General features: G+C 64.3%; 10 protein-coding genes. 4 read left to right on the top strand and 6 right to left on the bottom strand.

Annotated elements, in window-relative coordinates; translation table 11 throughout:
* The 3 genes from RJQ10_RS05210 to RJQ10_RS05200 all read left to right on the top strand — a co-directional run.
* The coding region (locus RJQ10_RS05210; protein WP_502880214.1) for a serine/threonine protein kinase at nucleotides 1-1,149 on the top strand (1,149 nt) is incomplete at its 5' end.
* 58 nt (nucleotides 1,150-1,207) lie between these two features.
* On the top strand, nucleotides 1,208-2,149 hold the full coding sequence (locus RJQ10_RS05205; RefSeq protein WP_350144324.1) for a polysaccharide deacetylase family protein: 942 nt from the start codon (nucleotides 1,208-1,210) through the stop codon (nucleotides 2,147-2,149).
* Nucleotides 2,149-3,048: a hypothetical protein gene (locus RJQ10_RS05200; RefSeq protein ID WP_350144322.1), complete on the top strand. Its 900-nt coding sequence runs from the start codon at nucleotides 2,149-2,151 to the stop codon at nucleotides 3,046-3,048. The genes RJQ10_RS05205 and RJQ10_RS05200 overlap by 1 nt, the downstream gene beginning before the upstream one ends.
* A 1-nt stretch (nucleotide 3,049) precedes the next feature.
* Here the strand turns inward: RJQ10_RS05200 and RJQ10_RS05195 are convergent, their stop codons facing one another.
* From RJQ10_RS05195 to orn, 3 genes are all read right to left on the bottom strand, one after another.
* Nucleotides 3,050-3,763 (bottom strand): FHA domain-containing protein, encoded by a 714-nt coding sequence (locus tag RJQ10_RS05195; protein WP_350144320.1) that lies wholly within the window; start codon nucleotides 3,761-3,763, stop codon nucleotides 3,050-3,052.
* A 32-nt stretch (nucleotides 3,764-3,795) separates the two neighbouring features.
* Nucleotides 3,796-4,590: a LysM peptidoglycan-binding domain-containing protein gene (locus RJQ10_RS05190; RefSeq protein ID WP_350144318.1), complete on the bottom strand. Its 795-nt coding sequence runs from the start codon at nucleotides 4,588-4,590 to the stop codon at nucleotides 3,796-3,798.
* A 207-nt stretch (nucleotides 4,591-4,797) separates the two neighbouring features.
* The gene (gene orn, locus RJQ10_RS05185; protein ID WP_350144316.1) at nucleotides 4,798-5,361 is read right to left on the bottom strand and encodes an oligoribonuclease; all 564 of its coding nucleotides are present in this window, start codon (nucleotides 5,359-5,361) and stop codon (nucleotides 4,798-4,800) included.
* A gap of 86 nt (nucleotides 5,362-5,447) precedes the next feature.
* Between orn and rsgA the strand changes: the two genes are divergently transcribed.
* Complete coding sequence (gene rsgA / locus RJQ10_RS05180) at nucleotides 5,448-6,464, top strand: small ribosomal subunit biogenesis GTPase RsgA (RefSeq protein ID WP_350144314.1); 1,017 nt, start codon at nucleotides 5,448-5,450, stop codon at nucleotides 6,462-6,464.
* Here rsgA and asd read toward each other — a convergent pair.
* From asd to RJQ10_RS05165, 3 genes are read right to left on the bottom strand one after another with little or no spacing between them, the layout of a single operon-like run.
* Nucleotides 6,452-7,330, bottom strand: coding sequence for an archaetidylserine decarboxylase (gene asd / locus RJQ10_RS05175; RefSeq protein ID WP_350144312.1), 879 nt, complete (start codon nucleotides 7,328-7,330; stop codon nucleotides 6,452-6,454). The two genes, rsgA and asd, sit on opposite strands and share 13 nt — an antisense overlap.
* On the bottom strand, nucleotides 7,327-10,437 hold the full coding sequence (locus RJQ10_RS05170; RefSeq protein WP_350144310.1) for an efflux RND transporter permease subunit: 3,111 nt from the start codon (nucleotides 10,435-10,437) through the stop codon (nucleotides 7,327-7,329). Before RJQ10_RS05170 ends, asd begins: the two co-directional genes overlap by 4 nt.
* A gap of 2 nt (nucleotides 10,438-10,439) precedes the next feature.
* On the bottom strand, nucleotides 10,440-11,567 hold the full coding sequence (locus RJQ10_RS05165; protein ID WP_350144308.1) for an efflux RND transporter periplasmic adaptor subunit: 1,128 nt from the start codon (nucleotides 11,565-11,567) through the stop codon (nucleotides 10,440-10,442).
* Nucleotides 11,568-11,937: the final 370 nt, after the last annotated feature.

The raw sequence follows: 11,937 nt of genomic DNA, 5'->3' as shown, positions 1-11,937 counted from the left end.
GGCACTGCGGTGGACGGACGCTCGGACCTGTTCACATTCGGCGTGATCCTCTACGAGATGCTTACCGGGCACAAGGCTTTCGATGCAGAGTCCCTGCCCACGCTGATCATGCAGATCGTGCAGAAAAGCCCGGTACCCATTCGCCAGCTCAGCGCCGATGTTCCCGTCGGCCTGCAGAAGATCGTCAACAAACTGCTGCAGAAAAAGCCGGAGCGGCGTTTTCAGAGCGGCCGGGAGTTACAGCAGGCGCTGCTGCGCGAGCTGGCGTCGGTGCAGCAGCAGGAAGAGGAGCAGCGCGGCTACCTGCCACTGCAGGTGAAATGGACTGCGATCATGGCAGCGGTAGTGGCGCTGGCCATGGCCTTGAGCTCCGCGCTGGTTTTTCGCGCCCAGAGCGAGGCGCTCACCCATCAGGCCGTGGACTCGGGCATGTCGCTGGCCAAATTCATTGCCGTGCAGGCGGCAATTCCAGTACTCGGGGAGGACTGGATCTCCCTGGAGGCGCTGGTAGAGGACGCCGCCGCCCGCGACACGTTTCGCTACCTGATTGTCGCCGACCACCAGGGCATTGTGCGCAGCGCCAGCGACGGCAGCCTCGTCGGCAGCCCATGGGAGCCCGCCGGAGTGCTGCGGGAAGTGCTCAGCCGCGACGATGGCAGCCGGGTACAGGAGCTTGAGAATGTGTTCAACTTCCGTCTGCCGGTACTGTTCAACCAGACCGTGGTGGGCCGCGTCGACCTGGGTGTGGATCGGGCGCCCCTCGATGCGGCCCTGGGCACAACCAAGCGCATGATGGTGGTACTCGGATTCGCCATCGTCCTCGCAGTGTCGCTGGTGATCTACATCTTCAACAAGCTTGTCGCGCGCAACCTAAAGCTCGCCACATCCGCCCTGAACCTGCTCGGGGGCGGCCAGCTGGAGACCCGCATTTCCCGCCGGCGGGAGGACGAGTTCGGCGACCTGTTCAACGCCGTCAATCACCTGGCGGACGGGATTGAAAAGCAGCTGGAGGGCACCGCGTTCACGGAGGGGTCACTGCACGATGTCGCCGGCGCCAGGCAGGGGCTGGATGTCAGTGGTATCACCCGCAGCATGGTCGATGACCACACTATCGTGCAGGTCAATGACAGTGAACAGAAGCCGGACTAGAACTGCCCCACTATGGCTTGCTGCGGCGCTCGGGCTGGCCGCCTGCAGTACCGCACCGGTGACAGATGACAGCGCGGGCCTGGCGATCATCGCAGCTAACGACGACACCGCCCTGGTGCGCCTGGAGCGGGACCTGAGCTGGAATGACGTTGCGGCCGCTGTGCTGGGCAGCCCGCTTGCCGGGTGGCAGGTGCGGGAACTGAACAGCGAACGCCGGCCGCCGCAGGCGGGCGATGTGGTCGCGGTCCCCCTGCGCCCGGTCAACCCCACCTCAGTCTATCCTGACGGCTATCGGACCCTGCCAATTCTCTGCTACCACCAGTTCACTCATGCTGATCGCGCCAGTCACCAACTCGAGCTGAGCGCACGGGACTTCGAACAGCAGCTACAGTACCTCACTGACAATGACCACCAGACTCTGGCGATGGCGGATGTTGAAGCGATTCTTGCCCGCGGCGAACCCATTCCAGACAAGGCGGTGGCCCTGACCATCGACGATGGCTACCGCTCGGTCTACGATGTCGCCTGGCCGCTGCTGCAGCGCTACCGGGCACGGGCGACCCTGTTTATCTACCCGGACTTCATCGGCGGCGGCAAGGCCCTGAGCTGGGCACAACTGCGGGAAATGGCCGCCAGCGGCCTGGTGGAAGTACAGTCCCACGGCATGAGCCACGCCAGCCTGACGCCACTGCCCGGGGACAATTCAGAGGACGCCTACCGCGCCCGTTTGCGCGCGGAACTCAGCGCCCCGAAGCCCCGGTTCCAACACCAGCTTGGCAAAGCACCGGCTTACCTGTCGTACCCCTACGGGAACAGCAGCGAAACTGCAATCGAGGAGCTGGCCCGGGCGGGCTACCGCCTCGCGGCCACCGTGACCCGGGGCGACAACACGGTCTTTACAGACCCCTACCTCCTGCACCGGACCATGATTTACGACCACCACAGCTTGCAGGACTTCCGCAGATTCGTCACCGGTTTCAAACAGGTGCCACGGCGCTGATGCCAGTACTGCCCATCCTGCTCACCCTGCTACTGGCAGCCTGCGGCAGCACCGCACCGGATCTGGGCGCAGACGCGGGTGTGGACGGATTTGCCAGCCGCCAGGTCGCGGCAGCCGAGGCGGAGCGGGCAGCCGGTAACCTGGCCGCGGCCCTTTCCCGCTGGCGCACACTGCTGCTCGTGCCCTCGGAAGCGGCACGGGCGCGAACAATGATTGCCGAGCTGGAGCCGGAGATCGCCGCCCGTACCCGGGAAGCCGTAAACAAAGGCGAGGCGGCCTATGCCCGCGGCAATAGTCGCGAGGGAGATCGCTGGATGCTGGCAGCGCTGGCCCTGATCCCCGCCGAGGAAACTGCCACGGCAAGCCTGCGCCGGGAATTTTCCGCTCGCGCCGTGACCCAGGCTCGCGGCAAGATCGACAGTGAGTATCCCCCGGTGATCACTGGCGAGGATCCTGCTGCAGTGCGGGCCCCGACATTCGCCGCCCTCTATCAGGCGGGGCGTTACCGGGAGCTCATCGCCCGCGCCAAGCAGACACCGCCCCCGTCGGGCAGCAATGAGGCGATGCTTCTGCGCCGCGCCCACCTGCAGCTGGCCAACGCTGCCAGCGCCGGGGACCGGACTCTGGAACTTGATCACCTGCATGCCGCCCTGGCTGCCCAGCCACTGGCGAAAGATCCCCTGCTGGCCAGAGTGGTGGCGCTGCGCGGTGCGTTGAGCGACGAATGGCTGAAGACTGGCAGCAGCTTGCTGCAGAGTGATCTGGAGGCGGCAATCAGGGCGCTGGAGAAATCACTGCACTACAACCCCGGCAACCACAACGCCAGCCTGCGCCTGCACCAGGCCCGCACCCTGCAGCGCAACCTGTCGCGCATCCAGAACACCTCGCCCGGCTCCTGAACTACGGACCCCTATCGCTGCCGCTGTCGCCGGGCACTTCGATAAAGGTCGTTTTGCTGTGCAGCTCCACCCCGCGGTAAGCATTGCTGTAGCTGCGACTGACCCGGAAAACGATATCGTGAAAACGGATCTCATCGTCATTGTGCAGCGCGCAGCGCCCGCTCAGGGAACGACCGTTTACCACCGTGCCGTTCGCGGAACCCAGATCCTCAAGGGTCAACTGGTCGCCATCAAGGTCAAGGCGTGCATGCTGGCGAGACACGTGGGGGCTGACCACCGCAATGTCGCTCTCCAGGGAGCGACCCATGACCAGCGAGCGGTCGACCCCGAAACTCAGACCCGCCAGCGGCCCGGTTTCCGCGGTGAGGGTCCATTCGAACTCCTCCTCCCGGTCAGTCTTGCGGAAATAGCTGGGTTTGCCCGCCGCGCGGCGGTCATTGAGCGGCGGGATATTCGATAACACCCGGCGCTCCACAAACGGTGTCGAACGCACAACTCCCTTCGGCGTAATCTGGAAAAACCAGGCCAAAGCAAAGGCAACCGGGAACCCGGCGATGGTGAGAACGAAAATATAGCGTGAGATCAGATCCCCATCCAGGTCCAGCAACGGAAACAGGACGTCGATAATCTGCAAACTGCCCCAGCCTATGAAGATGTACAGGAAACAGGTCTGGAATACTTTGCGCCGGCGCAGTTCGCGGAACAGTGTCACCATCGGAGAATCCTTGGCAAGGCCCATGGTTGCGGTCAGTTAAGCCGCTGCAATCGGTTCTGCAGCTCTACAGCCTGGGCCCGGTACAGCCCTGCATTTTCGTGCTCCGGATCCAGCGCCAACACCTGGTCCCACAGGCCGATGGCCTTCTCCAGATTCTGTGCCCGAAAGGCGTTCAGTGCTTCCCGGTGCAGGTCCGCGGGATTGCCGGAGGGCACCTCGGCTATCGTGGGCTGTAATGCCGGCTCCGGCAGGACCTCGGTTTCCAGCGGGACCTCGGTTTCCGGCAGGAGCTCTGCGGCCATCCCCGTCTCCGCTGTGTCGACGGTGGCCTCTGCAGCTGTTACCGGCGCGGCGGTGTCGGCTTCCCCTGAGGCGACAGCAGCTTCAGCCCTGGCGGCGACTTCGCGGGCCATCGCCTCCGGATCGTCATCGATTGCAAACGCCGCCACCGCAGCCCCGGTCAGTGGAATCCGGAGGCTCTGGCCGGCCCGCAGTCGTCGAGGCTCGGCAATGCCGTTGTACTTGGCGAGCGCGTAAAACTGGTAGATATCCCCCAGATACCGCTTCGCCAGAGTGGACAGTGACTCCCCGGTAGCGAGGGTTATCTGACGATGCTCGGCAGGGTAGTACTCCAGGGAATCAGACTCTATCTGTCGCAGCAGGTCTCGCGCCACCTCACTGCGTGGCTTTTCCTCAATGTAGGCAAGCAGTTCGGCCCGGGCCTGGCCTGGCTCCCCTCCCTCCAGCAACCCCAGCGCCGAGCGGAATCGCTCCTGCGCCGACAGTCCGGGCTGCGCGGTGTAAACAGGTTCCCCGACTGCTGCCACCTCAGGCTCAGGTGGCGGTACCTCTCGCACTGAGGTCGGCGCACAGGCCGCCGCCAGCATGCTGACTAGCGCCCATCCTATCGCTGGTTTTCTCACGCAACGTCCCCCGTGCATGTCCGCGTGGGCTGGCCCACACTCTGCCAAGCTGGCTCTGTTATTGCTTAACTATAGATGAAAGCGGCGTTGCAGCGAAAGTCGCTGGTATTTTTATCTCGCGATCCGGGCCGGGTCTGCCACCAGCAGGTGCTCGCGGTAATAGCGAAGCTCCTCGATCGACTCGCGGATATCCTCCAGGGCCTGGTGGCTGCCAGCCTTGACAATGCCCTGTTCCAGCTCCGGGCGCCAGAGCTGCATGAGGATCTTGAGCGTGCTGACATCGAGATTGCGGTAGTGGAAGTAGCCCTCAAGCCGCGGCAGGTACCGGGCCAGGAAGCGTCGATCCTGGCAAATACTGTTGCCGCAGATCGGCGAGCTGTCGGGAGCCACCCAATCCCGCAGGAACGCCAGGGTCTGCTCCTCGGCCGCCGCTTCATCAAGGGCGCTGGCGCGCACCCTGTCGACCAGGCCCGAGCGGGTATGATGAGTCGTGTTCCATTCGTCCATGCCCGCCAGCACAGCATCCGACTGGTGGATGGCGATGACAGGACCTTCCGCAAGGGTATTGAGCTCGCTGTCGGTGACTATGGAGGCAATTTCGATCACCCTGTCCTGCTCCGGATTGAGACCTGTCATTTCAAGATCCACCCAGATCAGGTTCCCTGATTGCCGCATGCCCCTCTCTCTTGTTCCACCCTATCGTGGCCGCAGTGTAACAAATTGCCTGTACAGCGCCATGCAGGCACCCAATAATGCCTGGCATGAGCAAACGCAAACTGAGCCGCCAGCAAAGCTGGCGCATCAGCAAGATCCAGGAGGAGCGCACTGCCAGAGCGGAGCGCCGCGGTGTCCGCGGCGAAGAGGCCCTGGGCGCCGGGGAGCTGGGGCCCGAGCAGACCGGCCTGGTGATAGCCCACTTCGGCACCCAGGTCGATGTAGAGGCCAGCGATGGCAGCACCCAGCGCTGCCACCTGCGAGCGAACCTGGACGGGCTGGTTACCGGCGACCGGGTGATCTGGTGCGCGGGTGATGCAACCGGTGTTGTCGTGGCCCGGGAGCCACGCCACAGCGAGCTGCGGCGCCCGGACCCTTACGGCAGGCTGAAGCCGATCGCCGCCAATATCGACCAGATCCTGGTCGTAATCGCGCCCTATCCCGAACCCTACGCCAACCTCATTGACCGCTATCTGGTGGCGTCGGAGGCCGTGGGGATAGAGCCTGTCCTGCTCCTGAACAAGTCAGACCTGCTGGACCAGGATCCGGCCCTGCGCTCGCGCCTGCAGGCCCTGCTCGCCATCTATCCCGGTCTGGGGTATCGACTGCTGGAGGTGAGCAGCCGCAGCGGCAGTCTGGACCGACTCAGCGAAGCACTGCGGGGCCGGGTCAGCATCTTCGTTGGCCAGTCAGGGGTCGGCAAGTCATCACTGGTCAATGCGCTGCTGCCCGATGCCGGCCTGCGCGTGGGAGCCCTGTCGGAATTGCGCCAGAAAGGGGTGCACACCACCACCACCGCCCAGCTGTTTCACCTGCCGAGCGGCGGCAGCCTGATAGATTCCCCGGGAATTCGTGAGTTCGGCCTCTGGCACATGAGCCGGGAGCAGGTCGAACTGGGATTCAGGGAATTCAGGCCGCTGTTGGGCCACTGTCGCTTCCGCGACTGCAGCCATGAGCACGAACCCGGCTGCGCGATTCTCGCCGCGGTCGAGACCGGCGCCATCAGCTCGACGCGGCTGGCAAGCTACCGCCACATCGTGGCGACGCTGGGTCAGCCGGCCTGAGTGGCGATTGCGGCGCCGGAGCCGAGACCGCCCAGGGCTTCGCCCAGGCGAGTCGGGGTACCGGCAGCGTAGTCCGGCAGCCAGCTCACAGCTGCTTCGGGAAACAGCAGGATCACCGTTGAGCCCAATTTGAAACGGCCCATCTCCTCACCTTTGGCCAGCCGGACAGGGGCCGGCAGCTCGCGGTAATCGCGGTGCAACATGGCCACCGGAGGCGGCGCCACCTGGCCTTCCCACACGGTTTCGATGCCCGCCACCACCATGGCGCCCACCAGCACCATGGCCATGGGCCCGGCGGCGGTGTCGAAGTAACAGACCAGTCGCTCATTGCGCGCGAACAGGCGATCGACCCCCGCGGCAGTCGCGCCGTTCACCGAGAACAGTTTGCCGGGGATATAGCGGGTAGCCACCAGCTCACCGTCGATGGGCATGTGCACGCGGTGGTAGTCCCGGGGCGAGAGATAAATGGTGGCAAAGTGGCCGTTGCGAAACTGTGACGCCCGCACCTCGTCGCCTCCCAGCAGGGCCCAGCTGGAATAGTGGCGCCCCTTGGCCTGGAGCAGGCTGGACTCCTCGACGCGGCCGATCTGGCTGATGCTGCCGTCCGCCGGACAGACCACGGCGGCGTCGCTCAGCGGCCGCGCGCCGCTGCGCAAGGGGCGGGTGAAGAAAGCGTTGAAGCTCGGGTAGGCCTCGGGGTAGCGCTCTTCGGCCTCGGACATGTCCACACCGAAAGCCCTGATGAAGGCGCTGATCATCCAGTCCTTGAGCCAGCGCGGATGGCGCAACTCCGCCAGGGTGCCGGTCACCCGGGAGAGCAGATGCTGGGGCAGGACATACTGCAACATCACGAACAGGGATTTCATGACTCCATTTGCTCCTTGGGTAACGCCTGATGCACCCGGTTGGCCACATCACGACCCAGATACATGTATACGGCGGGCAGCACATACAGGGTAAACAGGGTACCAATCGTCATCCCGGAGGCGATCACCAGCCCCATGGAAAAACGGGCACCGGCGCCGGGGCCGGTCGACAGCAGCAGCGGCACCATGGCCAGCACCAGCGCCGCCGTGGTCATCAGTACCGGCCGCAGACGCACCGAGGCAGCCTCCTCGATGGCCTCGCGCTTGGCCATGCCCTCGTCCTGCAGGCGATTGGCGAATTCCACGATGAGAATGCCGTGCTTGGAGATCACCCCGATCAGGGTGACCAGGCCCACCTGGGTATAGATGTTGAGGGTGGCGCCATTGACCTGGAACAGGGCCAGGATATTCAGGCAGAGCAGCGCACCGGAAATGGACATCGGCACGGTTACCAGCATGATGAACGGGTCCCGGAACGACTCAAACTGCGCCGCCAGCACTAGGTAGATCAGCAACAGGGCGAAGAAAAACGTGGCGACCAGAGCACTGCCCTCGGTCTTGAACTGGCGGCTCAGCCCGGCGTAGTCAACCCCGTACTCGCGACCCAGCTCTTCCTGCACAATGGTCTCCAGGGTGGCCAGCGCATCGCCCAGCGCCACCCCGGGGCGCGGCAGCCCGCTCAGGGTCACCGCGTTGAGCTGCTGGAACCCCGGCAATGCCCGCGGTGTGACTTCGTCTTCCAGAGTGACCAGAGTTGCCAGCGGGATCAGCTTCCCGCTGCGGGTGCGGGTGTGATAGCTGCCCAGATCCTCCGGGTTCAGGCGCTGGGTCCGGCGCACCTGGGGAATAACCTTGTAGGAGCGGTCGCTCATGGCGAAGCGGTTGACAAAGCCGCCGGACAGCAGGGCGGATAGGTCATCACTGAGGGTCTGCATGCTCACCCCCAGCAGGGCGGCCTTGTCGCGGTCGATGCGAATGCGCTGCTGGGGCTTGTCCAACTGCAGGTTCTGGTCGATGAAGATGAACTTGCCGCTGGCCCGGGCCCGCGCCAGGACCGTCTCCGCGCTGTCGTACAGCACCGAATAATCGAGGGTACTGTTGATCACGAATTCCACTGGGAAAATCCCCGGGGAAGGCAGCGGCGGCGGGTTCACCGCGTTCACCTGCAAGCCGGCAATGACCGAGGTGCGGGGCTGGATAGTCTCCTGCAGGACTTCCATCGCGCTGCGCTCGCGTTCGCTCCAGGGTTTGAAGATAAAACCGCCGAAGGCGCCATTGTTGCCGCCGCTGCCACCGGGGTTTTCCCCGTTGAAGAGGAAGTTGACGGCGATTTCGGGGGTATCGCGGGTAATGCGACCAATCTCCGCTGTGTACTGCTCGAGATACTCCAGGGTGACGTAGGGGTCGGACTCGGCGAGATAGAAGATCAGACCCAGGTCCTCCTCCGGCGCCAGTTCCGCAGGGGACCGCACAAACAGAAAGTAACAGGAGGCGAGGATCACCGCCCCGAACACCAGCACCCCGGCACGGTCATCTAGCACCCGGTCAAGATCCCGCTGGTAGACGCGGCGCAGAGCCTCGAAGCGCTGGTCCAGCCAGTGCTCTAGCCGGTTGTCACTGCTGTCGGCCGCGCTGCGCAACATCCTGGCACACATCATTGGCGACAGGGTCAGGGCGACCACGCCGGAGATCAGCACTGCGCCAGCCAGGGTGAAGGCGAACTCCGTGAACAAGGTGCCCGTCAGGCCGCCGATAAAACCAATGGGCAGATAGACCGCCACCAGCGTGGTTGTCATGGCGACGATCGGCCAGGCCAGCTCCCGCGCACCCTTCAGCGCGGCCTCCGTCGGCGTCATGCCATGCTCGATATGCCGGTGGATGTTTTCCAGCACGATGATCGCATCGTCAACCACGATGCCGATGGCGAGCACGAACGCCAGCAGCGTGAGCAGATTGATGCTGAATCCCATCAGCAGCATCAGGAACAGGGCACCGATCAGGGACAACGGCACCGCAATCGCCGGGATCAGCACCGAGCGCATTGACCCCAGGAACAGGAAAATCACCAGGATCACGATCAGCATTGCCTCGACGATGGTCGCCTGAACCTGACTGATGGCGTTCTCGATATAGACGGTGGCGTCGTAGTTGATGCTTCCTTCCATGCCCTCCGGAAGGCTGGGCAGGATGTCCCGCTCATACACTGCCCGCACCCGGGCGATCACTTCCAGAGCGTTGGCGTCGCTGGCGACCGAGATGGGGACGAACACCGCGCGCTGGTCAATGACCATTGCCGAGCTGAAGTATGCCTCGGAGCCCAGCTCCACTGTGGCCACATCCTCCAGGCGAACTATCGCGCCATCCTTTTCCCGCAACACCAGCTGGCGAAATCCGGCCTCGGAACTGATGTCGGTGTCCGCCTTGAGGGTAACCTCGACCATGCTGCCGCGGGTCGCGCCCACCGCCGACAGCACATTGTTTGCCAGCAGCGCCGCACGCACATCGCCCGCGGTAAGATCCAGCGAGGTCAGCCGCTCGCTGTCCAGCCAGATGCGCATGGCAAAGATGTCAGTGGTGTCTGCACTGGCACGCTGGACACCGGGCAGCGTCGCCAGCTTGGGCTCGACCTCGCGGATCACGTAGTCCGCCACCCGGTTGATCGGCAGGTCGACACTGGAGAAAGAAATATACATGGTGCCCACCTGCTCCCCCACCGCCAGCGTGAGCACCGGGTCTTCCGATTCCCGCGGCAGTTCGTTGCGCAGCTTGTTGACCTTGGTGACAACCTGGGTCAACACTTCATCGGGATTGGCCCCGGTGCGCACGTGGGCAGAAATCACGCTCAGCCCGCGGGTGCTGTTGGAGGTCAGGTAGTCGATATTCTCCGCGGTGGCGATTTCCCGCTCCAGAGGCGTCGTAATGAAACCCTTGACCAGCTCCGCGTCAGCGCCGGTATAGCTGGTCGACACGGTAATCACCGCGTTTTCCAACATCGGGAATTCGCGTACGTTCAGCTCACCGGCGGCGCGCAGGCCCAGCACCACCAGAAACAGGCTGATAACGGTGGCAAGTACCGGCTTGCGAATAAAGAGGTCGGTGAACGCCACGGTCAGCGGTTTTCCGGTTCTGGCTGCAGGCTGCTGGCGGGAGGCGACGCGTTATCCACCCGCACCGGCACCCCGCCATCCAGCTTCAACAGGCCGCTGGTGGCCACAAGCTCGCCAGCCTTGAGACCGGACGTCACCGCAATCATGTCGCCCCGGGCGGGGCCCAGTTCGACAAAGCGCTGCCGCACCGTGGCCTGGCCATCAAGCTCTGCCAGCACGTAGACGGAATTGCCGTAGGGGCGATAGGAAATGGCCGTCGCCGGCACCACGATCTGGTCCCGGGGCTGCCCGAGGGCCAGGCTGACCCGGGCAAACATACCCGGCCGCAGCACCTCATTCGGGTTGGCGACAATGGCCTGCAGCGCGATATTGCGGGTATCCGGATCAACGCCAGGCGCTATGGCATTGAGGGTACCGGTGAAGATGTCCGGGCCCAGCGCCTGCACCCGGGCCTGCAGCGCCATGCCGGGTGCCAGCTCGGGAATAAAATGGTCGGGCAGGGTAAAATTGAGGTAGAGCTGGTCCAGCGCCTGCAGTTCGACAATCGGGTCCCCTGCCAGCACATAGTCACCCACATTAAGCCGGCGAATACCCAGCCGGCCCGCGAAGGGGGCGCGGAGCATCTTCTGTTCGATCCGCGCGCTCTGCGCCGCAACCCTGGCCCGGGCCTGGTCCAGCTCGCTGGCGCGGCGGTCCAGTTCCGACTCCGAGATATTGCGCTCCCGCAGCAGGGATTCAGCGCGCCTCAGTTCCGATTCCGCCAGGGCCTGCGCCGCCTGCAGCACCGCCAGCTCAGCCCGGTCCGGCGCCGCGCTGAGCTCCAGGATCACATCTCCCGCCGCCACCGTGGCGCCGTTGTCGAAATTCACCCGGTCAATAATGCCCGGCACTTCCACTGCCAGCTGCGCACCGTTGATGGGCGCCAGGGTCCCAACGGCGTCCACGCTCGGCTGCCACTGGACCTGCTCCGCCGCCGCCGCCGTGATGGTCACCGTCTGCCGCGGCATGTTGTCCATGGCCTGGTTCATCATCTGCTGGCCATACCACTGCATGCCGAACAGGCCACCAAACACCAGCACTGTGGCCAACAGCATGAGCCACATGCGCTTGCCAAAGAGGAATTTTTTCATGGGTACCCAACTACAGAGAAGGACGGAATGCGCGTGCAGCGCCGCGCTTGCCACACGCAATCATACTGATTCACCGCCCCGAATGAAACTGTGGGGCCGCCGAGGTCGGGCCGCGCAGGTGGGGCCGCCGAGGTCGGGCCGCGTAGAAGAGGCCGCCCGGGCGGGGCGGCCTGCGTGGAGTTGCCCAAGCGGCGCAGGATTGATGTCGCGCCGGGGCTATCTATACCTGCGCGGCCCGACCTGCGCGGCCCGAACTACAGGTTTTCCTCCGCAAAGGCCGCCAGCCGGGAGCGCACAAGCCCGTTGACGTGCATGATACCGGCATGGGGGTAGGCCTTGGTCTTTTCCACAAGGTAGGTGAGGCCCGAAG

Source organism: Haliea sp. (assembly GCF_040222615.1).
GTDB lineage: Bacteria > Pseudomonadota > Gammaproteobacteria > Pseudomonadales > Halieaceae > Haliea.
The sequence above is the reverse complement of the archived record's forward strand: the minus strand, read 5'-3'. Positions and strand labels throughout refer to the sequence as shown.

Coding starts and splice junctions, on each gene's coding strand:
- RJQ10_RS05200 (WP_350144322.1), top strand. CDS start 2,149: ATGCCAGTACTGCCCATCCTGCTCACCCTGCTACTGGCAGCCTGCGGC.
- RJQ10_RS05195 (WP_350144320.1), bottom strand. CDS start 3,763: ATGGTGACACTGTTCCGCGAACTGCGCCGGCGCAAAGTATTCCAGACC.
- orn (WP_350144316.1), bottom strand. CDS start 5,361: ATGCGGCAATCAGGGAACCTGATCTGGGTGGATCTTGAAATGACAGGT.
- rsgA (WP_350144314.1), top strand. CDS start 5,448: ATGAGCAAACGCAAACTGAGCCGCCAGCAAAGCTGGCGCATCAGCAAG.
- asd (WP_350144312.1), bottom strand. CDS start 7,330: ATGAAATCCCTGTTCGTGATGTTGCAGTATGTCCTGCCCCAGCATCTG.
- RJQ10_RS05165 (WP_350144308.1), bottom strand. CDS start 11,567: ATGAAAAAATTCCTCTTTGGCAAGCGCATGTGGCTCATGCTGTTGGCC.